Raw genomic sequence first — 21,219 nt, forward strand, 5'->3', positions numbered from 1 at the left:
GAATGGCCAATGAAAATGCAAAAAACTGATTCGATGCGCTGCGCGACGGCGCTTCGCTGCCTGCCCGTGCGGACGCGTGCGATGGCACTTGCGAGAGGCGTGGCGCACTTCTTTCATGCCTTGCGCGGCGTCGCCTTTCTGGCACTGACCTCGCTGGTGATCGGCACGCAGGCCACGGCTGCGGAGGTTTGTATATGGAAGAACGGGACCTACGGGGGCGTCGCTGTCACCACGGAGGGCGAATGCGGGAGGGAGGACAAGTACGCATGGGGTAGTTTTCTCATGCTGGGAAGTCGCAACGTGCGGGAGGCATGCACGTTCAACTTTTCTGTGCCGCTGAAGAACCTGAGCGTTCGAACTTACGTGCTCAACTGCAACCCAGTAGATGGGTGCGAGAAGATGGTGGTGTCCGTCAACGGAAATCACTATCCGTTCACTGCGGCGGAGGTCGCGACGCCTGCCCCCGATCCCGATCCACTGCCCCCAGAGTGGAGGGCCTTTGCGCCGGTAAAAATCGATGCAGATGGCAATCTTGAGGGGGAGAAATCCAATTATGGGGCCTCTGCATGGGCCTTGGTTTCGAGAACATCCGTGTCTTCCGTCACGCTCTCGCACGAGCCAATCTACGGTCAGCCGAATGGGTCGGACAACGTGGTGTGCTTCTCCTTGCCAGACCCCCAATTGGCGCTCAAGAAGGAAGCCAGCGCGGCCCCATGGGTCGTGGGCCAGCCTGCCAGCTACACACTCACGCTGACGAACACGACTGGCGTCGCGACCACTCTCGATACGGTGGTGACCGACAGAGTGCCGCCTTCGCTGACCATCGGCGACCTTCCCCCGTGGTGCAGCCGAGTGGGCCAGAACGTCAGTTGCCTGGTGCCCCCAGGGTTCACATCGTCCGCGTCCTTCGTCATTCCGGTGACGCCCCAGCCTTCTGCCGCGCCCGGCGTGACCAACACGGCCACGGTATCGGGGGGGGGCGACGCCACTTGCAACGGCACGGGGGCGTGCACGAGCACGGTGACCACGCCGGTGGTTCCTGCGTCTCCGCCCGTCATCACCTCGACCAAGACGGTCAGCGCCAGCCCGCTGGTGGTGGGGGCGCCCAACCAGTTCTACGCTGTGCTCGTTACCGTGGCCAACGGCACGACCACGGCGCCGATCTCGGTGATGGACACCTTGCCGCCGGGCGTCACCCTGCACGGGGCCCCGACATTGGTGGCGGGAACCACCGCCGGCGTGCTGAGTGGTTGCCCGACCTCGGGATCGAACACGACCAACTGCAGCGTGGCGGCGGGCATCGCGCCCGGCACCTTCGAAATACGGATTCCTGTGAACGTCGCCGCATCGGCGGTGGGCCCCAACGGCGGCACGAACACGGTGAACCTCAGCGGCGGTGGCGACGCCGCCTGCACGACGGCGCCAGGACAGGCGTGCGATGCGACCACGCCGCCCACGCGCGTGGTGCCACAGGCGACGCTGAAGCTCGAAAAGATGGCCGATGCGTCGGAGTTTCTTGTCGGCCTGCCGGCCAGCTACACGCTGAAACTGAGCAGCACCAATGCCGGGATGACGACGGCGAACACTGTCATCACCGACACCTTCCCGGTCTCCTTGACGATCGGCACGCTGCCTTCGGGGTGTAGCAGGGCCGGGCAGGTCGTGACGTGCACGGTGCCTGCGGGCATGGCAACGTCCGCGTCGTTCGTCATCCCGGTGACGCCTCTGGCGGCTGCGAGGCCGCGCGTGATCAACGCGGCAACGGCCGTGGGGGGTGGGGACCCCGCGTGCAACGGTGTCGGTCCATGCGCGAGCACGACAATCACACAGGTTGCTGGGCCGCGCATCCTGGGATACAAGTATTCGATGCCCCACCCATTGATTGTCGGGGCGCGGGGGCAGTTCTACCGGGTCGACATCGTTGTGGATTTTGCTCCGACCACAGCGCCGCTCGTGCTCGAGGACGTCTTGCCCAAGGGCATCACACTGGCTGGACCGCCCGTGCTGGTCGCGGGCAACACCACGGGTGTCCTGAGCGGTTGTTCCCCCGCCGGCTCCGTGGTCGTCCGCTGCAGCGTGGCTGCGGGTGTCATGCCCGGTAGCTTCGTTGTCGAGATTCCTGTACAGGTCGACGCCACGGCCGTCGGGCCGCTGGGTGGTACGAACTCCATCAACCTGAGCGGTGGTGGGGATCCGCTTTGCACCACCTTGCCGAACGAAGCGCTCTGCGATGACTCGACGGGGCCGGTCGCGGTCCTCCTGCCTCCGAAACTTCGCATCGTCAAGGAAGTGATCAGCGGTTCCGGCACCCATCGCTTCGACTTTGCGCTGTCGGGCCTGAGCGTGGCCCGCGACACCATCACGGTCAGCGCGCCGGGGCGGGGTATCGGTGCGCTGACGATCACCGGCAAGGTGGGCGTGCCGGTCACCATCACCGAAACGTCGCCTGCCGGCTGGCCCGTGAACCCGGTGAGCGCCAGCTGCCGCGACCTGAAGGACGTCATCGCGCCGTCGCCCATTCGCGGGGTGTCGGGTTCGAGCCCGGCCGCAGCGGCCGCGTCGGCGCCGCCGGTGGTGCTGGCCGGCAATGTGCTGAAGATTCCTGCCGAGTGGATGGTGGCCGGTGCGGACCTTGAATGCACCTTCGTCAACAGCGATGCGCATGCCATCACCGGCCGCGTCTTCAGCGACAACGGCAGCGGCGCGGGCGTGCCGAACGACGGCGTGGTCAACGGTGGCGAAGCGGGGCTGGCGGGCGTGCGGATGCGGCTCACCAACTGTGCGGCGGGTGTGTGGTCCACGGCCGTGACCGACGGCTCGGGCCGTTACCGCCTGGAGGTGCCTTCGCAGCCTTCGTCGCCGTCCGATGGCGATCCGCTGTGCGTCGAGGAGATGACGCCGACGGGGCATCTGTCCACGGGGGCGTCGGTCGGCGCCACGCGGCTGCCTTCCGGCACGGGCGTGGCCGTGGGCGGACGGACCTACACCTACACGCGCACCGCCGCGGGGGCGCCGGACCACATCGCCTTTGCATGGAACGAAGCCCGGGCCGGCGAGCTGAACTTCGGCGACGTGGCCCTCAACCGCTTCGGTGTCGACAGCGCCCGCACCGGATCGCCCGGCAGCAGCGTGAGCCACGCGCACACCTTCGTGGCGCAGACCGGCGGGACAGTGAGCTTCGGCGTGGCCGGTGCGGAGGCCACACCGCCGATCGACGGCTGGAGCGCCAGGATCTTCGAGGACCCGGGCTGCACCGGTGCCTTGCAGGCCGGCGCTGCGGTGCTCTATCCGCCGGCGGTGCCCAGGCCCGTGACGACAGGGCAGAACCTGTGCGTGGTGGTGCAGGAGTTCATTCCGGCCGGCGCGCTCGCCGGCTACAACGACAAGCGCTCGGTGCAGGCGAGCTTCGTGTTCACGAACGCATCACCCGCGTTGAGCGCGAGCTACCTCGTGCTCGACACCACGACCGTGTCGAGCACGGCGCTGGAGCTCAAGAAGGAAGTGCGCAACCTGACGAAGAACGGCGACTTCGGACTCAACAACGAAGCCAAGTCGGGCGAGACGCTCGAGTACCGCATCACCTACACCAACAACGGCGCGACGCCGATCAGCGGCCTGACGGTGAGCGACGTCACGCCGGTCTACACCAGCTTCGTCGCCTCGCAGGAAGACACGACCCCGGCGACGCTGACCGCATGCACGAAGCGCACGCCAGCCAATGCGTTGCCTGCGCCGGTCGTGGCGTGCCCGGCCGCACAAGTGCCGGGCGGCACGGGCCCGCTGGACTGGAAGTTCACCGGGCAGCTAGCGCCCGGCGGCACGGGCAGTGTGCGGTTCAGGGTGACGGTGAACTGAGGGCTTGCGCGTCAGCAGGCGCGCAAGCTGCTCCTGCTGCTATCAGCAGCGTCCCTTCTTCGCCTGGCCGGGCGGGCAGTGGCCGCCGCCGCGGTGATCGTCGTCATGGTCGTAGCGGTCGTGGTCATGGCGACGGTGGTGGCGGTCTTCGCGGCGTTCCTCACGGCGCTCGGCGCGGCGCCAGTCGCCTTCGCGCCAGCGCCAGCCGCCGTCGGCGCGCACCCAGCCGCCCGGGGCATAGGCGTAGTCGGGGCGGGCCGCGACGTAGTAGCCGGGGCGCCATGCGTAGGCGCGGTCGTTCCACTGCCAATGGCCGGGCACCCAGACCTGGCCGCTGCGAGGGCGGGGCGCGGGCTCGTAGCGCGGCGCGGGCGGCGCGACCTGGATCAGGCCCGGCACGTTGATGTTGACGGACACCTGCGCCACGGCGGGCAAGGTGGCGGCGGCCACGGCGGCGGCCAGAAGAATTCTTGTGAGTTTCATCGTGATGCCCTTGATGGTTGTTATTTGTGAATGACTGAGCCCAAACAACGCCTGAGCGGCGCGTCGCGTGCACGGGTTTGCCCGGGGCAGGGCAGTAGAAGCCGTTAACAAAGAGGGAGTTTTGCACGCACGGCGGGGCCTGCGTGTCGGACAGGCCCGCGAGCGGGCAGGCGGCGGCCGATATGTGGCGCCAAACCAAAAGGGGCCGCAAAGCGAAAAGGCCCGTTACCTTGTGGGTAACGGGCCTTCAGCATGGTGGCTCCTCGACCTGGGCTCGAACCAGGGACCTACGGATTAACAGTCCGGCGCTCTACCAACTGAGCTATCGAGGAACAAGCCTTCAATTATATTCAATGGAATCGCCGTTCTGAACGGCAACCCTCAATTTTTGCCAATCGAAGTGCGTGGGGCGATTTCTTTCCATCGCTTGGCACACGTCTTCGTTCGACGGTCGTCTCACAAATGAAAAGGCCCGCTACCTTGTGAGTAGCGGGCCTTCCAGAGGCCTTGCGGCTTTGTGATGGCTCCTCGACCTGGGCTCGAACCAGGGACCTACGGATTAACAGTCCGGCGCTCTACCAACTGAGCTATCGAGGAACAAGCCTTAGATTATAGCGTGATTTTTGGGGCTTCCAAAACAACGCGGCGCCGGCGCAACGAATTCGTGGCAACGACGCCGCGATGACGAAGACGAAGCGCCCCGCTCATGTCGTCACATCGCGATGCTCACACCCAGGCGCAGCGTGCGCGGCGCGCCCGGGAACAGGTAGACGTGGCTGAACTGGTAGGGCGATTCCTTCCAGTAGCGGCGATCGAACAGGTTGTCGACGGCCAGCGTCCAGCTCGTCGCCATGCCGGCCAGCTTGGTGTCGTAGCGCAGCACCGCATCCAGGCGCGTCCACGACGGCAGCCGGATGGAGCCGTCGGGCAGCACGTTGCGGCGGCCTTCGTACGACAGCTGTCCCGCGAGTTCGAGGCCCGGCGCCGACGCGAAGCGGTACGCGGCCTGCGCGCGCAGCACCTGCTTGGGCACGTTGGTGGGCGCTTGTCCGTTGAGTTCGGGCGCGGCCGTGCTGCCGCGCCGCTTGGCGTCGATCAGCGCCACGCTGCCGCCCAGGCGCCAGGGGCCGCCGGTCCATTGCGCGCCGGCCTCGAGGCCGCGGTGCACTGCGCGGCCGTCGTTGCGCACCGTGCAGGACGCGCCGCACAGGTCGAGGTTGGTCATCGGGCGCGAGATGTCGAACCACGCGACCTGCCAGTTAAACGCCGCGTCGCCGCCCTTCAGGCCCAGTTCCCATTGGCGCGACTGCAGCGCGGGCAGCGCCTCGCCCGCGTTCGCGTACTGCGAGCTCTTGTTGGGCACGACCTGCGACTCGACGCCCTTGCCCCAACTCGCATAGGCGAGCAGCCCGGGCTGGATTGCGTAGCTGGCCGCGATCCACGGCGTGGTGATGCTGTCGCTGTAGCCGGTGGGGCGCGAGCCGTCGGTGCGGATGCTGTCGCGTGACAGCCGCGTGTGCCGCGCGCCGATCCAGGTCGTGAAGCGGTCGTTCCAGCGGATCGCGTCCTGCACCGACAGCTCGGTCGAGCGCTCGTTGCGGTTGGTGTTGGCGTCGGTCAGGCGCGGGTCGGCCGGCGTCATCGCGGTGGCCCAGATGTTGCCGGTGCCGACGTAGTTGTAGGCCTGGTCCTGGAAGCGATTGCGCACGCGGCTTTGCAGCAGGCCGAAGCCCAGCTCGTGGCGCACGCTGCCCGTCATCACGTTGCCCTTGAGGTTCAGGCTGCCCGCGGTCTGCGTGCGGCGCTCGTTCTCGCTGCGGAAGTCGTACACGTCGAAGGTGCCGTCGGAGCAGTAGCGGTCGTAGTTGCCTTCGGCGCCGCAACCGAAGGCGTAGGCCAGCCGGTCGTCGGTCTTCAGGCGCTGCTGGCCGATCTGCGCGCTCCAGCGCCAGTCGGCATTCAGCGCCTGGCTGAAGCGCACCGTGCCGGTCAGCGCCTTGAACACCGAGGGCTGCGACCACGGCTGGTTGTTGAGGTTGATGCGCGGATCGACCGGCCGGGGCAGCATGTTGCCCAGCAGGCTGTAGCCGTTCTGGCTCGGCTGCTGCTTGTGGCTTTGCTCCACCTCGAACTCGAGCACCGAGTCGCGCGTGATGCGCCAGTCGGCCGCGAGCGAGAAGAGACGGCGGCTGCCGTCGAGGTTGTGCGTGAGCGGTTTGAGCTTTTCGCCGGCCACGTTGAGCCGGTAGCCGAACTGGCGGTTCTCGCCGAAGCGCCCGCCGAGGTCGAGCGCGCTGAGCACGCTGCCGCGGCTCGTGGTTTCGAGGCGGATGGTGCGCAGGTCCTGCTCGGTCGGGCGCTTGACCACGTAGTTGACGAGCCCGCCCGGCGCACTGGTGCCGGCCTGAATGCCGCTGGTGCCGCGCAGGATCTCGATGCGCTCCTTGTTGTCCAGCGGGATCGCCGTCTCGGCGCTGATCGGCAGGCCTTCGCGACGGTAGTTGAAGCGGTTGTCGAGCACGAAGCCGCGCACCGTGAGGTAGTCCCAGTAGCCGGCCGAGTTGTAGGCGTCGGTGACCGAGGCGTCGAACTGCGTCAGGTCCGCGAGGCGGCGTGCGCCGCTGCTGCGCAGCTGCTGGCTGTCGATCACCGTGGCCGACAGCGGCAGCTCGCGCAGCGGCACGTCGCCGAAGCCGCTGATGTCGGCCTGCGGCGCGGCGGCGCCGTCGTTCACGGTGACCTCGGGCAAGGCCTGCGATTGCGATTGGGCATGCGCGCCGCAGGCGCCGAAAGCGAGGAGGGCGGCGGCAAGCGCGCGCGAGAGCGGGGAGTGCGAGAAAAGTCGAGCGTTCATTCTGTGCGTTCAGGGGAACCGGGGGCGGCGTGCATCGCCGTCGTCCATTGCGCGGCAGTGGCCTCGGGGTCGTCGGCGGCGACCAGCGCGCGCACCACGGCGACCGAGCCGACGCCGGTGGCGAGCACCTCGGGCAGCCGCACGGCATCGACGCCGCCGATGCCCACCTGCGGGTAGCCGCGCAGCAGCCGCGCGTAAGCCGCGAGCCGCGCCACGCCCTGCGGCGCGGTCGCCATCTTCTTGAGCGTGGTCGGGTAGATGGCGCCCATCGCGATGTAGCTCGGGCTCACCGCATCGGCGCGCACCATCTCGGCGTAGCCATGGGTGCTCACGCCCAGCCGCAGGCCGGAAGCGCGCAGTTGTTGAAGCTCATCGGGCGACAGCGCGTCGAGGTCTTCCTGTCCGAGGTGGATGCCGTAGGCGCTGGCTGCGATGGCGACTTGCCAGTGGTCGTTGATGAAGAGCAGCGCACCCGTGCCGCGCACGGCCTCGACGGCGGCCTGTACTTCGCGCGCGACGGCCTCGGCGTCGTCCGACTTGAAGCGCAGCTGCACCGTCGGCACGCCGGCGCGCGCCATGCGGCCGACCCATGCCGCATCGGGCAGCACGGCGTAGAGGCCGAGCTGTTCGGGGCAGGGCGGAAAGGCATCGGCGCGCGCGGTGGGCGGAAACGGGCCCATGCCGAAATCGACCGGCGCATCGGGCCATGCCGACGCCTCGAACTGGCTGAGCCGTTCGGTCTGCGCGCGCCACGCATGGGCGAGGCATTCGGCGTCGATCTCGATGAAGCCGAGCGCGGTGCAGGCCTGCTTCGCGCCGCGGTAGACGGCGTCGTCGGACGTAAAGCGCGGCGCGCCGCTCACGGCCGTGGCCGTGGCGGCGCCGAAGCGCAAGCCGTGGACCGCAACGATGGCTTGTGCCACGGCGCGGGCGTTGGATGTGTCGATGGCGTTCATGGTGCGTGGTGCCAGAAGGGCGTGCCGAGCACGGGCGTGCTGGGCTGCGCGGCGTCCTGTGCGGCCATCGCGCCGGCGCGGTAGGCGGCGCGGCCGGCCTGCACAGCATCGGCGAACGCGCCGGCCATGGTGACCGGTTCCTGTGCGAGCGCGACGGCGGTGTTGAGCAGCACGCCGTCGTAGCCCCACTCCATCACCTGGCACGCATGCGAAGGCAGGCCGAGGCCCGCGTCGACCAGCATCGGCACCTGCAGCCGCTCGCGCAGCAGGCGCAGCGCATACGGGTTGACCGGCCCGCGCCCGGTGCCGATGGGCGCGGCCCAGGGCATCACGGCCTGGCAGCCGACATCGACGAGGCGCTGGCACAGCACGAGGTCTTCGGTGCAGTACGGCAGCACATGGAAGCCGTCGCGAATCAGCTGCGACGCCGCATCGACGAGGTTCAGCGTGTCGGGCTGCAGCGTGTAGTCGTCACCGATGAGCTCGAGCTTGATCCACGGCGTGTCGAACAGCTCGCGCGCCATTTGCGCGGTGGCGATCACTTCCTGCACGCTGTGGCAGCCGGCGGTGTTGGGCAGCACCGGCACGGCCAGCTTGCGCAGCAGCTCCCAGAAGCCGTTGCCGAGGTCGCTGTTGCCGGAGCCCTGGCTGGCGGTCTGGCGGCGTAGCGAGGCGGTCAGCATCGCGGGTTGGGCGCGCCGCACAGCCGCTTCGAGCACGTCGGGCGACGGGTAGCGCGCGGTGCCCAGCAGCAGGCGGCTGTGGAAGGTCTGGCCGTAGAGGACCAGGGGATCGGGGTTCGTCATGGTTGTCGTCTCCATCGTCTTGTCTCTGGTGGCGTCGTTCAGCCGCCGGTCACCGGGCGGATCACCTCGACGCGGTCGTCGGCGTGCAGCGGGTGCGTGGCGTAGGCCGAGCGCGGCACGAACTCGCGGTTCACCGCCACTGCGAAAGGTGGCACGGCCTGCAGCACGGCCAGCGCGTCGGCGAGCAGCGCGCCCTCGGGCAGCGTGCAGGGCTTGTCGTTGATCAGGATGTTCATCGGGGTGGTCGTTGTCGTCATGCGTCGGGCACGTCCATGCCGAAGCCGCGTGCCAGCGTGGCGCGGCCGTGCGCCAGCAGTTCCATTGCCGCGTCGAGCAGGGCGGGCGCGATCATGAAACCGTGGCGGTACAGGCCGTTGATCTGCAGCACGCGCGGCTGCGGCTGGCGAATGGCGGGAAGGTTGTCGGGCAGCGTAGGCCGGCATTGCGTCGCGATCTCGACGATGCGCGCTTCGGCAAAACCGCTGTGCACCGCATAGGCCGCGCTCAGCAGCTCGAGCGTGGAGCGCACGCTGGCGGGCGACATGTCGTCTGACTCGATCTCGGTCGCGCCGATCACGAACAGGTGGTCGGGCTTGGGCGCGATGTACAGCGGGTAGCGCGGATGCACGAGGCGCGTGGGGCGCTGCAGCGTGACCTCGGGCGCATGCACGCGGATCACCTCGCCGCGTACGCCGCGCAGTGCATTCCATTGCGGCTTGGCACCGAGGCCGCGGCAGTCGATCACCCAGTCGGGCTGGCCTGCCGTGCCGGGCGAAAAGTCGGAGGGCGCACGCGGCGATTGCCAGTGCAGCGTCACGCGGGCATCAGCCTCCAGCGTGGCACGCAGCGACGCCAGCAGCGCACGGTTGTCGAGCTGGCCTTCGCCCGGCAGGTACAGGCCGCGCGCGAAGCGCGTGCCCAGCGAGGGCTCCAGCGCGGCGATGGCGGCGGGGGTGTCGAGCGCCTGCATCGGTGCCAGCTCGGGCACCTGCGCACCGGTGCGCGCCAGCACGCCCGCGAGCCGCGTGGCCTCGGCGGCGTCCTGCCGGTGCCACAGCACCAGCGTGCCTTCGCGCTGGAAGAACACGGGTTGCGCCAGCGGCGCCAGCAGCTCGGGCCAGCGCGACAGCGCGTGCTGGCCCATGCGCACGACCGACACCGGCGCGACGGCCGATTCGGCCAGCGGCGCGAGCATGGCCGCGGCCACGCGCGCGGCCGCGCCTTCGGCCTCGGGGCTGCCGGCTTCGTACAGGTCGATGCGGCAGCCCGCGCGTGCCAGCTCGACCGCGAGCAGCCGGCCCATCAGGCCCGCGCCGAGGATCGCCGCCGAGCCGAAAGGCAGGGGATGCGGTGTGCTCATGCGGCACCTCCGTCGGCTCGCCGATAATTTTCGCCATGACCCAAGCACCCACCCAGCGCTATGCACGCGTGCTCTCCATCGCCGGCTCGGACAGCGGCGGCGGCGCCGGCATCCAGGCCGACCTCAAGACCTTCGCGGCCCTCGGCTGCTACGGCATGACAGCCATCACCGCGCTTACCGCGCAGAACACGGTGGGCGTCTCGGGCATCCACGGCGTGCCGCCCGACTTCCTGAAGGCGCAGATCCAGGCGGTGGTGGAAGACATCGGCGTCGACGCCGTCAAGCTCGGCATGCTGCACGCGCCCGAGGTGGTCGAGGTCGTGGCCTGGGCCATCGACCGCTACCAGCTGAAGAACGTGGTGCTCGACCCCGTGATGATCGCCACCAGTGGCGACCGCCTGATCGCGGCCGAGACCGTGCAGGTGCTGGTGCGCGAGCTGTTCCCGCGCGCCGTGGTGGTCACGCCCAACCTCGACGAAGCCGCCTTGCTGGTCGGTCACGCCATCGGCGGCATCGACGCGCTCGACGGCGCGGCCGACGAACTGCTCGCGCTCGGCGCGAAGGCCGTGCTGCTCAAGGGCGGCCATCTGCCGGGCGACGAAGTGGTCGATGTGCTGCTGGAGCGCAGCGGCGCGCGCAAGCGGCTCGCGTCGCAACGCATCGCCAGCCGCAACCTGCACGGCACCGGCTGCACGCTCTCGTCGGCCATCGCCGCGCACCTGGCATTGGGTTTGGCGCTGCCCGAGGCGGTCGAGCGCGCACGCGCGTACATCCTCGGCGCGATGCGCGCCGGTGCGGATGTGCAGGTCGGTGCGGGCCACGGTCCGCTCAACCACGGCTTTGCGCCAGTGCCGACCCACCGCTTGCCGCTGTCGGCCGGCTGAGCCACGCCAGAACGAAGGTCGCCGCCAGCGTCGGCAGCGCCGAGCCGAACTGCGGCGCCCACTTGGCGAGCGCGTGGTAGGCCGCGATGCCCGCGAGCCAGATCAGCGCCGCGCCCCAGTCGATGGTGCGCGTGCCGTTCGCCGACACGGCACTTCCGCTGCCCAGCCGCCCGAGGATCACGCCGTACAGCGGCACGAACACCGAGCTCAGCAGCAGCAGGAAGGGTTCGAGCGTGTGCATCGGCAGCACCAGCGCGAGGCCGATGCACAGCACCGCCAGCAGCAGGCCCCAGCGCTTCACGCTCCAGCGTGGCAGCAGGCTGTGCGTGGAGACCGAGCCCGAGTACACGTCGCCATAGGCGTTGTCGAGTTCGTCGATGAGGATCAGCCCCAGCGCCACCAGCCCGCCCTGCGCCAACAGCAGCGCCGTGACGAGGCTGGTGCCCGGCTCGGCCACGCTCACCACCATCACGCCCAGCGCGTAGCACCAGATGTTGGCCAGCGCGTAGCCGATCCAGGTGCCGCTGAACGCGCTGCCCAGGCCGCCCCCCGCGCTGCGCTTGCCGTGGCGCGCGTAGTCGGCCACCAGCGGCAGCCACGACACCGGCATCGCGATCACGAGGTCGAGCGCGCTGAACATGCCCATGCTGCCGTTGCCCGGCCGTGCCCAGAAGGCGTCCAGGCCCTTGGCGTGCAGCTGCGTGGCGAACTGCCAGCTGAGCCACAGCAGCGACAGCACCACCAGCGGCAGGCCGAAGCGGCTCACGAAGCGGCGCACCAGCTTCACCATCGACCCGGCCAGCAGCGCCAGCAGCACCGCACCCCACAGCAGCGTCGTCAGCACGCCGCCCCAGGCCGTGCCCAGCGCGGCGCCGAAAGCCTGCTGCCCGATGGCCTGCGTGCCCTCGCGCATGATCACGAGTTCGAAGGTGGTCCAGCCCACCAGCTGCACGATGTTGAGCAGCACCGGCAGCCGCGCGAAGGCGCTGCCGTAGGTGGCGTGCATCAGGCCGGCGCTGGCCAGCCCGGTTTCGCAGCCCAGCCGCGCGGTCCAGGCCAGCAGCCCGGCGCCGAGCAGCGAGCCCAGCACGATCGCCAGCGCCGCGTCGCGCGTGCCCACGGCCGGCACCAGGTAGGCGCCGATCTGCATCACCAGCAGCCCCACGCCGAGGCTGAACCACAGCGAGGCGTGGTCGTGCCAGCCGAAGACGCGCCGGGCGGCGGGCAGGGGCGTGAGCGCTTCGTTGCCGGGCGAAGCGGAACTGTCGTTGTCGTTGTGTGCCATCCGTTTGCTCCAGTGCAAAAGGTTTGGCAGGTGGGCGAGGCTCCAGTGGCGTGGCCGTCACGCGAGAGAACGTGAGAGGCCACCGGACCAGCTTCCCTGCGCGAGGATTACCTCAGTCAGGTTCAAAGGGACTTTCTCAGCCACACCGGTCGAAACCGGTGCAGCACCCCTAGCGAAATGTCATTTTAGGCGCGTGTGTCGCAGACGCACCGAAAAGTTCCTGCGCACGGAAGAATCCGGCCACGGCGGGCCTTGCACCCGCCGCACCGATGGCGTGCCGGGACCGAGGGCCTATTCCTCGTGCTTTCCCGTGCCCTCGGCGGAAAAATTCTCGACCACCGATTCGAGCCACCGGCCGACGATTGCCATCTCTTCGTCGCTGAAGCCCTGGGTCAGCCGTGCGTTCAACGCGCCGAGCCCGGCCTTTGCACGCTGTCCGGCAAGCCGTCCTTCCTCGGTCTGGTACAGGCGGAATGCGCGCCCGTCGTTCGGGTCTTGCGCGCGGGTCAGGTAGCCGGCTTTTTCGAGCCGGGCGGCAAGGCCGGACATGGCCGGTGCACCGATGTTCAGTGCCTGCGCGACTTCTCCCGTCAGGGCGCCATCGTTGGTCGACAGGAAAAACATCGTGCCGGCCTGGGCTGCCGACAGCGCGGGCAGGGCGTCGCCGCGGGTTTCTTTCCAGCGCTGCACCGCCCGCTGGGCGACGTTCAGAAGAAACACCAGCCTGTATTTTTTTTGAGCTTTCATCGGATTCCTGTGGCCTGAGCGAAGGCGCGGCGGGTTACATCTTATCCGTATTTATTTCGCACGCGAAGCATATACTTCGCATGCGAATTAAATGCCATCCCTCTCGCACGGTGCGAGAGGGCAACCAGGAGAACCTATGACCGAACACGTGACCGTCGAATCCACCCAGGGTGTCCTGACCCTCACGCTGGCCAGGCCGGAGAAGATGAACGCACTGACCAATGCGATGTATGGCCGTCTGGCCGATGCCATCGCAGGCGCCGAGAGCGACCCGTCCGTCCGGGCCATCGTGATGCGAGGCGAAGGTGGCATGTTCACCTCGGGCAACGACCTGGGCGAATTTGCTGCCGTGGCTGCCGGGAAGGCCGGCAACGAAGAGCGCCATGTCGCCCGCTTCCTGCGTGCGTTGGCGAGTTCGACGCGCCCGGTGATTGCGGCGGTCAACGGACGCGCAGTCGGCGTGGGGACCACCTTGCTGTTGCACTGCGACTTCGTCGTGCTGGCTGAGGATGCGCTGCTGTCCACGCCGCTCGTCAACCTGGCGCTGGTTCCCGAAGCGGCGTCGAGCCTGCTGCTGCCTGCCCGCATCGGCCACGTTCGTGCCTACGAGATGTTTGCGCTGGGCCTGCCGGTGTCCGCTGCGCAGGCCTTGGCCTGGGGCATCGCGAACCGGGTCGTTCCTGTGTCGGACCTGCACGGCGAGGCGCAGAAGGTTGCCGAGCTGCTCGCCAGCCGTGCCGCGGGCTCGTTGAAGCTGACGAAGGGCCTGATGAAGCAGGGCGCGGCCGTTGCTGCCCAGATGGACCTCGAAGGCGCGCAGTTCGTGGAGCGCCTCCAGAGTCCCGAAGCGCGCGAAGCCTTCACGGCGTTCGCTGAGAAGCGGGCCCCTGACTTCTCAAAGACTGCGGCGTAGCGGCAAGCGGGCCGGTCATCGTCCAGATGTCGGCCGACCCGTGATGCGCCGGTCCGCGGGCCCACGGCCCGGGTGAGAATCTCCGCCACGAGGGCGCCTTCGAATGCCCCGGAGGCTCCCCGCACATGACAGACGACCGCAAGCACCCGGAACCACCGGCCTCATCGCCCGCACCCCACGCGCGGCTGCGGCGCTTCCGGGTCGACGTCGGCACGATCATCTGCGCGGTCGCGCTGCTGCAGTCGCTGCTGCTGGTGGCCTTCGGCTACTGGGGCGCGGAGCAGCTGGTGTCGAAGGTGGGCGAGTCGGCGCACAAGGTCAACCACGACCGCGTCGAGGACAACATCCTCGCTTTCCTCGCCAAGACCGAGGGCCTGGTGCGCGCCATCGCCCACACGCCCGACCTGCACCCGGCGGGCCACGACGGCGAGCAGACCGCCGAGCTGCTCTGGGCCGCGCTGGAGCAGACGCCCGAGCTCGACAGCATCGGCGTGGGCAGCGACGACGGCCATTTTCTGATGGCCATGCGCCACCCCGCGCCGGTGGTGCGGCAGGTGCTGCGCGAGAAAGACTTCACCACCGAGACCTGGGAGTACAAGTCGCCGCCCGACAGCGACGACGACGAAGACCCGCGGCGGCGCTACGAGACCACGCGCATCGAGGCCTTCCGCAGCGAAGACGACCCGGTGCACCAGGACTGGTTCACGCAGGCCGAGAAGGCGCAGCGCGCCGTGTGGACCGCGCCCTTCGTGCTGCCCTCGATGAAGGAACTCGGCGTGAGCCATGCGCGGCCGAGCCGACGGCAGGACGAGGAGGGCGACACGCAGACGATGGTGGCGGTCGCCAGCGTGTCGCTGGGGCATCTCTCCAACCTCGTGCGCCTGTTCGGCGGCACGGGCCACGGCCACAGCGCGCTGTTGAGTGCCGACCACCACGTGATCGCGCGCAGCGACCACCCGCATTCCGTGCGCGTGCTCGAAGACCCGGACGAGGGCGTGCTCGGTGCGCTGCACACCCACATGCTGGCCAACGGCAGCCGCGGCTGGACCGAGGACATGGCCTTTGCCCTCGTGCACGAGGGCATGCATTACCAGGTGCAGACCTCGCGCATTCCCGCCACCGACTGGCATCTGGTGAGCTGGGAGCCCGAAGAGGCGCTGCTGGGTGCGCTGCACCGCAACGTGCTGTGGTCGCTGCTGCTGGTGCTGGCGTTCCTGGCGATCGCGCTCTTCATTTCGCTGCGCCTGTCGAAGCTGGTGACCGCGCCCATCGAAAGCCTCTCGCGCACGGCGCGGCGCATCGGGCGGCTGGAGCTTGACGACCTGCCGCGCGAGTCGAGCCGCGTGCTCGAGATCCAGCACCTGAACCAGGCACTGGACGATTCCGCGCGCAGCCTGCAGGCCTTTCGCAAGTTCGTGCCGGTGGACGTGATCCGCCAGCTCATCGCCGAAGGGCATGCCCTCGAACCCAACGGGTCGCCGCGCCGCATCACCGCGATGTTCACCGACGTGGAGGGCTTCACGGCCATCGCGGAATCGATGCCGGTCGACGTGCTGATGCGGCAGCTGACCGACTACTTCAACCTCGCGACCCGCGTGTTCGCGCGCCACGGCGGCGTGATCGACAAGTTCATGGGCGACGGCATCATGGTGCTGTGGGGCGCGCCCACCGATCTGCCCGACGCGGAGTATCGCGCCTGCGTGGCCTCGCTCGAACTGCACGCCGAGATGACCGAGCTCAACCGCCGCTGGCAGGCCGATGGCCTGCAGCCCTTTCGCACGCGCATCGGCATGCACACCGGCGTCGTGATCGCCGGGGTGCTCGGCTCGAGCGACCGGCTGTCGTACACCGCGCTGGGCGACGTGATCAACGCGGCCAGCCGCATCGAGGGCACCAACAAGCAGCTGGGCACGCGCACGCTGATGTCCGAGGCGACCTTCGAAGGGCTGGGCGGGCGCCTGGCCACGCGGCGCATCGAGGAGCAGATCGAACTGCGCGGGCGGCAGACGCGGATGGTGCTCTACGAGCTGCTAGAGGTCGAGCACCAGCCTCGGTGAGCGGGCCCGCGAGCAGCAGGGCAGGAAGCAGTCGTTGGCCGCCTGCTCGGCCGGCGTCAGGTAGAGGTCGTGGTGCGCGACCTCGCCCGCGAGCACGCGCGTGAGGCAGGTGCCGCAGACGCCTTGCGCACACGAGACCGGGATCTCGATGCCCTCGGCGGCGAGCGCGTCCAGCACGGTCATCGTCGCGGGGATGTGGACGACGCGGCGCGAGCGGTGCAGTTCGACCTCGAAGCTGCCCTGTCCATCGGCTGGCGGTGCGGCGCCCGAGAACGACTCGAAGTGCACCTGCGCGTCCGCCCAGTGCAGGGCGCGTGCGGTCGTGCGCACGGCCTCGAGGAAGCCTGCGGGGCCACAGACATAGGCGTGCCGGCCCGGCGCCGGATGGCCGAGGGTGGCGGCGAGGTCGATGTGCTGTGCGGGCGGGCCGTCGTCGTGGTGAAAGAACACCTTGTCCGCGAACGTGCTGTCTTCGAGCCGCCGCCGGTAGGGCGCGCGCGCCGCCGAGCGGCTGCAGCAGTGCAGCGCGAAGTCGGCCCCCAGCGCGGCCAGCCGCTGCGCCATCGACAGCAGCGGCGTCACGCCGATGCCGCCGGCCAGCAGCAGGCTGTGCGTTGCGCTTTCGTCGAGCGCGAAGAGGTTGCGCGGTGGGCCGATCTGCAACACCGAGCCTTCATGGACGGCGTCGTGCATCGCCCGCGAACCGCCGCGCGAGGCGGCGTCGCGCAATACGCCAATCTCGTAGTGCCCCTCGTCGCCAGGGGCCGATGCGTTGCACAGCGAATACTGGCGCACCAGCCCGCCGGGCAATGAGACGTCGATGTGCGCGCCCGCCGTGAAGGCCGGCAAGCGCTCGCCATCGACGGGTACCAGCCGGAAGCCGGCCACGCCTTCGGCCTCGACCGTCTTGCGCGCCACCCGCACCGCGATGCCTGCGCCGCTCGATACGCCATTCATTCCTTGGGCACGAGGAAGTTGCCGGCTTCGAACTGCACGGGCGGGGCCGCGGGGTCGAAGCTCACGCCGGCTGGGTCGCGGCCTTCGCGCAGCGCGTCGAGCTGGCGTTGCAGCAGCCGGCGCAGCATCACGATGCCGCGGTCGGACGAGGCCAGGTGCTCTTCCGAATGCGCCGTGATGGCGCCCTGGCTCACCTGCGCCTCGTAGTCGCCGGGGAAGGCGCGGTGCTCGGCCTCGCTCAGCTCCTCCCACAGCTTGCCGTTCAGGCGCGAGCGCACGCGGGCGAGATCGCCCGGGGTTTTCACGCGGCCGACGGTGTAGATGCGAAAGCTGTGGTCGTCGATCGGCAGAACCCAGCCGATCGACTCGACGCGCCCGTAGGCGGCCACGCGCGGGTTGGGCACCACACGCAGCGTCGGCAGCACGGGGCCGGCCACGCGGCGGAAGGTGCTGCCGTCTTCGAGCGTGCGGATCGAGGTGATCGTCACGCCGGTCTCGGTGCTCTCGAAACTCACGTCGGGCATCTGGCCCATGAGCGCCACGAACTGCGTGCCGCTGAAGCTGCCGTGCAGCACGGGCACGTGGAAGGGGTCGGCCACGTTCTCGTAGTGCTGCAGCCAGTTGCAGGGAATGACCTGCGGCCCGCCGCCGCCGATGCTGTTGCCGTCGGCTTCCAGGGTCTCGCCGTCGTCCATGGTTTCGAGGCAGTCGTAGCGTGGCAGCACGGGCTTCTTCTCGGCCGGGCCGAGGTAGGCCCAGATCAGGCCGTACTGCTCCTGCACCGGGTACCAGGGCTGGCGCACGCGGCCGCGGCTGCGCGCGCCGCCATCGGGTTCGCAGGGCTGGTCGACGCAGTGGCCCTGCACGTCGAACATCCAGCCGTGGTAGCAGCAGCGGATGCCTTCTTCTTCCACGCGCCCGTAGTAGAGCGACGCTCCGCGGTGCGCGCAGCGCCAGTGCACAAGGCCCGCGCGGCCTTTCTTGTCGCGGAACAGGATGAGGTCTTCGCCCAGCACGCGCACCTGGCGCGGCGTGTCGGTGGCGTCGGCGGCCAGGCCGATGGGGTGCCAGTAGCGGCGCAGCAGCTCGCCCATGGGCGTGCCCGCGCCGACCTCGGTCAGCTCGGGTTTGTGGCTCGGTGCCTTGCGGCCGTAGGCGGTGCCGGTGTCGAAGGCGATGGGTTGCCACTCGGAGGTGGCGGAGGGCGGGACAACGGCGCTCATTCGGGGGTGACTCCTGCGGCCTTGATCAGGTCCGCCACGCGGGGAAAGTCGGCCTTGTAGCCGGCACGGAATTCGGCGGGCGTGCTGCCCAGCGGCTCGAAGCCGTAGCCCGCCAGCCGCTCCTGGATGTCGGGCAGCTTGGTGATCTCGCGCAGTGCGAGCGACCATTCGTCGAGCACGGGCTGCGGCGTGCGGGCGGGCGCATACACGCCGATCCAACTGTCGAGGTCGAAGCCTGCAAAGCCCTGTTCGGTGAAGGTCGGCACGTTGGGCATCGAGCGCACGCGCTGGCGGCCCGTGATGCCCAGCACCTTGATGCGCCCGGCCTGTGCGAGTCCGCGTGCCGTCGCGGGGTTGGCCCAGGCCACGCCCAGCGCCTCGCCGAACATGTCGTTGTGCGCGGCGGCCTCGGCCTTGTAGGGCACGTGCACCAGGTCGATGCCGTTCTGGCGTGCCAGCAGTTCGCCGAACAGGTGCGCGTTGGAGCCATTGCCCCAGGTGCCGTACGAAACGCCGGGGTGCGCCTTGGCGTAGGCCACGAACTCGCGCACGGTGGAGAAGGGCGCCGAGGCGCGGGCGACCAGCATCGGGCCGCCGGTGGCCAGCTGCGACAGCGGCTCGAAGTCTTTCACCGGGTCGTAGGGAAGCTTGGGTTGCAGCACCACGTTGTTGATGTGCGTGAGCGGCAGCGTGAGCAGCACGGTGTAGCCGTCGGGCGCGGCCTTGGCGACGGCGTCGGCCGCGATGGTGCCGCTGGCGCCGGGACGGGCCTCGACGATCACCGGCTGGTTCCAGCGCGCCTTGAGCTTCTCGGCATAGACGCGGGCGATGGCGTCCATCGGTCCGCCGGGCGAGCCGAAGGGCACGATGCGCACCACGCGGTTGGGAAAGGGCGCGGGTTGCGCGAAGGCGGAGCCGGCGGCGAGGGCCGCGATGCCGGCACCGAGCACACCGAGTGCATGGCGGCGCGTGGTGCACTTCTTGTCCGCCGCATGTGCTTCGGGCGGCGAGGGTCTGAACCGATTCATCGTGTCTCCAGTCGTGTTGTACTTGTGCGCTGGACGATACGGACAGCCTGCCCCGCGGGCAATTCGAAGCTTTGAATATGAGATATGGCCCAACGTGATATCCGCAGCCTCGACGTCGGCATGCTGCGGACCTTCGATGCCCTGATGCGCGAACGCAGCGTGTCGCGCGCGGCCACCAGGCTCTTCCTGAGCCAGCCGGCGGTGAGCGCTTCGCTCAACCGGCTGCGCGACACCTTCGGCGATCCGCTGTTCACGCGCACGGCGCATGGCGTGGAGCCCACGGCGCGCGCCCATGCGCTGGCCGGCCAGGTCGAGCGCGTGCTGGCCGACCTGTCGGCGATGCTGGAGCCCGGCGAGGGCTTCGAGCCGGCGTCGTCGCAGCGCATCTTCCGCATCTCGGGCAGCGACTACGCGAGCCACCTGCTGCTGCCGACGCTGGCCAACGAACTCGTGGCCTGCGGCTCGCGCATCCGCCTGCACTGGGAGACCAGCTCCTTCCTCACGCTCACCGAGCGCCTGCGCAAGGGCGACTTCGACGTGGCCGTGCTGCCGCGCCTGCAGCCACCGAGCGATTGCGAATCGGCGCTGCTGTACGAAGACCGCTACGTGGTCGCGGTACGGCGCGGCCATTCGACGCTGGGCGAGGCGGCCACGCTCGATGCCTTCTGCGAAGCACCGCACGTGTTCCTGGGCTACGGCAGCTCGGCGCTGGACGACCTCATCGATCAGGTGCTGGCGCGGCAAGGGCGCACGCGCAGCATGCGCGTGGCGATGACCAGCTTCGGCCAGATCGTCGACCTGCTGGCGCAGACCGACCATGTCGCCGTGCTGCCGCTGCGCGTGGCCGAGCGCTTTCGCGACCGGCTCGCGGTGCACCCGCTGCCCTTCGAGCTGCCGGGCTACCGCTCGGTCGTCTGCTGGAACCGCCGCTCGAATTCGGATGCGGGCGTGCTGTGGCTGAAGGACGCGCTGCTGCGCATCGCGCTCACTGCGCCGGCTTGAGCCTGCGCGCGAAAGCCTCCAACCCGTCGATCGTGATCTGGATGTGCCGCTCGAAACTGCTGTCGAGCGGCACGGTGGTGCCGTTGTCCCAGCGCAGGATGAAGGCCTTGTTGGCCAGCTGCGGCAGGTGGCGCGAAAGCACGGGATGGTCGAGCGGGCGGATCGTGTGGACGCGCTCGCGCAGCTCTTCGGCCCAGGCCTGCGTGTTGTCGGCGGGCAGGGGCGAGAACTCCATCGTCAAGAAGCCCAGCATCGCGGCGATCACGCAGTTGTAGGCCTCGCGCAGCGGCTCGCCGTCGAAGCCGGCCTCGGTCAGCGCCGCCAGCACGCCTTCGACCAGTTCGGTCGGCAGGCTGCCGTTGGACACCAGCTGCGCCCCGAGCAGCTGCGCCACGTTGGGGTGCTGCCGCACCGCGGCGCGGCAGCGGTGGAACAACTCAATGATCCAGTCCTGCCAGGCGAGCGTGCCCTTGGGCGGCGTGACCTGCGCCATGACCGTGGCCGCGACTTCGGCCAGCAGGGCCTCGCGCGTGCTGACATGCCAGTGCACCGTGGCCGGGTACACGCCGAGCTGCGCCGCGATCTCTCGCATGCTGAAGGCGCCGAGGCCGAAGGCGTCGATGTGCGCCAGCGCGGCTTCGGCGATGCGCTGCTTCGACAGCGCCGCACCGCCGGCAGGGCGGCCGGCCGTCCGGGGGCGAGGCTCGGGGACTTTTTTCTTCATGGATGCGGCCATTGTGCAGCGGGTGAATTGATTGTATAAATATTATTAATTGAGCATTGATCAATTAAATGGGCCGGGTGCTCCC

Annotated in this window: 17 protein-coding genes, 2 tRNA genes and 1 riboswitch; of the genes, 5 read left to right on the forward strand and 14 right to left on the reverse strand. The window is 69.1% G+C overall.

The annotated features are described in order from the left end of the window. Nucleotides 1-9: 9 nt before the first annotated feature. Entirely contained in the window at nt 10-3,855 is a 3,846-nt protein-coding gene (locus tag VHAB30_RS08815) for a prealbumin-like fold domain-containing protein (RefSeq protein WP_159276704.1), read from the forward strand. A 42-nt stretch (nt 3,856-3,897) separates the two neighbouring features. Here the strand turns inward: VHAB30_RS08815 and VHAB30_RS08820 are convergent, their stop codons facing one another. The 8 genes from VHAB30_RS08820 to VHAB30_RS08855 form a co-directional block, all read right to left on the reverse strand. Beyond that, the gene (locus VHAB30_RS08820) at nt 3,898-4,338 is read right to left on the reverse strand and encodes a YXWGXW repeat-containing protein (RefSeq protein ID WP_062472450.1); all 441 of its coding nucleotides are present in this window, start codon (nt 4,336-4,338) and stop codon (nt 3,898-3,900) included. Nucleotides 4,339-4,594: 256 nt separating this feature from the next. Further along, nucleotides 4,595-4,670 (reverse strand) — tRNA-Asn (locus VHAB30_RS08825). Nucleotides 4,671-4,859: 189 nt separating this feature from the next. Then, nucleotides 4,860-4,935 (reverse strand) — tRNA-Asn (locus VHAB30_RS08830). Nucleotides 4,936-5,050: 115 nt separating this feature from the next. Then, nucleotides 5,051-7,192, reverse strand: a complete 2,142-nt coding sequence (locus VHAB30_RS08835) for a TonB-dependent siderophore receptor (RefSeq protein ID WP_159276707.1) — start codon at nt 7,190-7,192, stop codon at nt 5,051-5,053. Beyond that, complete coding sequence (gene thiE, locus VHAB30_RS08840) at nt 7,189-8,148, reverse strand: thiamine phosphate synthase (protein ID WP_159276708.1); 960 nt, start codon at nt 8,146-8,148, stop codon at nt 7,189-7,191. The genes VHAB30_RS08835 and thiE overlap by 4 nt, the downstream gene beginning before the upstream one ends. Next, complete coding sequence (locus tag VHAB30_RS08845; protein ID WP_159276709.1) at nt 8,145-8,954, reverse strand: thiazole synthase; 810 nt, start codon at nt 8,952-8,954, stop codon at nt 8,145-8,147. The genes thiE and VHAB30_RS08845 overlap by 4 nt, the downstream gene beginning before the upstream one ends. A 38-nt stretch (nt 8,955-8,992) precedes the next feature. Then, the gene (gene thiS / locus VHAB30_RS08850; RefSeq protein WP_062472460.1) at nt 8,993-9,190 is read right to left on the reverse strand and encodes a sulfur carrier protein ThiS; all 198 of its coding nucleotides are present in this window, start codon (nt 9,188-9,190) and stop codon (nt 8,993-8,995) included. 17 nt (nt 9,191-9,207) lie between these two features. Beyond that, complete coding sequence (locus VHAB30_RS08855) at nt 9,208-10,314, reverse strand: FAD-dependent oxidoreductase (RefSeq protein ID WP_159276710.1); 1,107 nt, start codon at nt 10,312-10,314, stop codon at nt 9,208-9,210. 35 nt (nt 10,315-10,349) lie between these two features. On the opposite strand from VHAB30_RS08855, the gene thiD reads away from it, so the two are divergent. Beyond that, on the forward strand, nt 10,350-11,198 hold the full coding sequence (thiD, locus tag VHAB30_RS08860; protein ID WP_159276711.1) for a bifunctional hydroxymethylpyrimidine kinase/phosphomethylpyrimidine kinase: 849 nt from the start codon (nt 10,350-10,352) through the stop codon (nt 11,196-11,198). Here the strand turns inward: thiD and VHAB30_RS08865 are convergent. Then, nucleotides 11,143-12,483, reverse strand: coding sequence for a purine-cytosine permease family protein (locus tag VHAB30_RS08865; protein ID WP_159276712.1), 1,341 nt, complete (start codon nt 12,481-12,483; stop codon nt 11,143-11,145). The genes thiD and VHAB30_RS08865 overlap by 56 nt on opposite strands. 76 nt (nt 12,484-12,559) lie before the next feature. Continuing rightward, a riboswitch (TPP riboswitch) is annotated at nt 12,560-12,664 on the reverse strand. Between the two features lie 110 nt (nt 12,665-12,774). Continuing rightward, nucleotides 12,775-13,230 carry a MarR family winged helix-turn-helix transcriptional regulator gene (locus tag VHAB30_RS08870; protein WP_159276713.1) on the reverse strand — a complete coding sequence of 152 codons (456 nt, stop codon included), beginning with the start codon at nt 13,228-13,230 and terminating at the stop codon, nt 12,775-12,777. A gap of 136 nt (nt 13,231-13,366) precedes the next feature. On the opposite strand from VHAB30_RS08870, the gene VHAB30_RS08875 reads away from it, so the two are divergent. Beyond that, nucleotides 13,367-14,143: an enoyl-CoA hydratase gene (locus tag VHAB30_RS08875; RefSeq protein WP_159276714.1), complete on the forward strand. Its 777-nt coding sequence runs from the start codon at nt 13,367-13,369 to the stop codon at nt 14,141-14,143. Nucleotides 14,144-15,639: 1,496 nt separating this feature from the next. Continuing rightward, nucleotides 15,640-16,200, forward strand: a complete 561-nt coding sequence (locus VHAB30_RS31375; RefSeq protein WP_390903988.1) for an adenylate/guanylate cyclase domain-containing protein — start codon at nt 15,640-15,642, stop codon at nt 16,198-16,200. Here VHAB30_RS31375 and VHAB30_RS08885 read toward each other — a convergent pair. The 3 genes from VHAB30_RS08885 to VHAB30_RS08895 are packed head-to-tail and all read right to left on the reverse strand — an operon-like array spanning nt 16,174 to nt 19,408. Beyond that, nucleotides 16,174-17,157, reverse strand: coding sequence for a PDR/VanB family oxidoreductase (locus tag VHAB30_RS08885; protein ID WP_159276716.1), 984 nt, complete (start codon nt 17,155-17,157; stop codon nt 16,174-16,176). The two genes, VHAB30_RS31375 and VHAB30_RS08885, sit on opposite strands and share 27 nt — an antisense overlap. Next, nucleotides 17,154-18,380 carry an aromatic ring-hydroxylating dioxygenase subunit alpha gene (locus tag VHAB30_RS08890; RefSeq protein WP_159276717.1) on the reverse strand — a complete coding sequence of 409 codons (1,227 nt, stop codon included), beginning with the start codon at nt 18,378-18,380 and terminating at the stop codon, nt 17,154-17,156. The genes VHAB30_RS08885 and VHAB30_RS08890 overlap by 4 nt, the downstream gene beginning before the upstream one ends. After that, a complete protein-coding gene (locus tag VHAB30_RS08895) occupies nt 18,377-19,408 on the reverse strand; it encodes a Bug family tripartite tricarboxylate transporter substrate binding protein (RefSeq protein WP_159276718.1) in 1,032 nt (343 codons plus the stop codon). The genes VHAB30_RS08890 and VHAB30_RS08895 overlap by 4 nt, the downstream gene beginning before the upstream one ends. A gap of 84 nt (nt 19,409-19,492) precedes the next feature. On the opposite strand from VHAB30_RS08895, the gene VHAB30_RS08900 reads away from it, so the two are divergent. Then, on the forward strand, nt 19,493-20,410 hold the full coding sequence (locus tag VHAB30_RS08900) for a LysR family transcriptional regulator (protein ID WP_159276719.1): 918 nt from the start codon (nt 19,493-19,495) through the stop codon (nt 20,408-20,410). Here VHAB30_RS08900 and VHAB30_RS08905 read toward each other — a convergent pair. Next, nucleotides 20,394-21,134: a TetR/AcrR family transcriptional regulator gene (locus tag VHAB30_RS08905; protein ID WP_159276720.1), complete on the reverse strand. Its 741-nt coding sequence runs from the start codon at nt 21,132-21,134 to the stop codon at nt 20,394-20,396. The genes VHAB30_RS08900 and VHAB30_RS08905 overlap by 17 nt on opposite strands. Between the last annotated feature and the right edge of the window lie 85 nt (nt 21,135-21,219).

Origin of the sequence: Variovorax boronicumulans, assembly GCF_009811375.1 — a bacterium.
In the GTDB taxonomy this organism is placed as follows: Bacteria; Pseudomonadota; Gammaproteobacteria; order Burkholderiales; family Burkholderiaceae_C; genus Variovorax; species Variovorax boronicumulans.

Coding starts and splice junctions, on each gene's coding strand:
- VHAB30_RS08815 (WP_159276704.1), top strand. CDS start 10: ATGAAAATGCAAAAAACTGATTCGATGCGCTGCGCGACGGCGCTTCGC.
- VHAB30_RS08820 (WP_062472450.1), bottom strand. CDS start 4,338: ATGAAACTCACAAGAATTCTTCTGGCCGCCGCCGTGGCCGCCGCCACC.
- VHAB30_RS08835 (WP_159276707.1), bottom strand. CDS start 7,192: ATGAACGCTCGACTTTTCTCGCACTCCCCGCTCTCGCGCGCGCTTGCC.
- thiE (WP_159276708.1), bottom strand. CDS start 8,148: ATGAACGCCATCGACACATCCAACGCCCGCGCCGTGGCACAAGCCATC.
- VHAB30_RS08845 (WP_159276709.1), bottom strand. CDS start 8,954: ATGACGAACCCCGATCCCCTGGTCCTCTACGGCCAGACCTTCCACAGC.
- thiS (WP_062472460.1), bottom strand. CDS start 9,190: ATGAACATCCTGATCAACGACAAGCCCTGCACGCTGCCCGAGGGCGCG.
- VHAB30_RS08855 (WP_159276710.1), bottom strand. CDS start 10,314: ATGAGCACACCGCATCCCCTGCCTTTCGGCTCGGCGGCGATCCTCGGC.
- thiD (WP_159276711.1), top strand. CDS start 10,350: ATGACCCAAGCACCCACCCAGCGCTATGCACGCGTGCTCTCCATCGCC.
- VHAB30_RS08865 (WP_159276712.1), bottom strand. CDS start 12,483: ATGGCACACAACGACAACGACAGTTCCGCTTCGCCCGGCAACGAAGCG.
- VHAB30_RS08870 (WP_159276713.1), bottom strand. CDS start 13,230: ATGAAAGCTCAAAAAAAATACAGGCTGGTGTTTCTTCTGAACGTCGCC.
- VHAB30_RS08875 (WP_159276714.1), top strand. CDS start 13,367: ATGACCGAACACGTGACCGTCGAATCCACCCAGGGTGTCCTGACCCTC.
- VHAB30_RS31375 (WP_390903988.1), top strand. CDS start 15,640: ATGTTCACCGACGTGGAGGGCTTCACGGCCATCGCGGAATCGATGCCG.
- VHAB30_RS08885 (WP_159276716.1), bottom strand. CDS start 17,157: ATGAATGGCGTATCGAGCGGCGCAGGCATCGCGGTGCGGGTGGCGCGC.
- VHAB30_RS08890 (WP_159276717.1), bottom strand. CDS start 18,380: ATGAGCGCCGTTGTCCCGCCCTCCGCCACCTCCGAGTGGCAACCCATC.
- VHAB30_RS08895 (WP_159276718.1), bottom strand. CDS start 19,408: ATGAATCGGTTCAGACCCTCGCCGCCCGAAGCACATGCGGCGGACAAG.
- VHAB30_RS08900 (WP_159276719.1), top strand. CDS start 19,493: ATGGCCCAACGTGATATCCGCAGCCTCGACGTCGGCATGCTGCGGACC.
- VHAB30_RS08905 (WP_159276720.1), bottom strand. CDS start 21,134: ATGAAGAAAAAAGTCCCCGAGCCTCGCCCCCGGACGGCCGGCCGCCCT.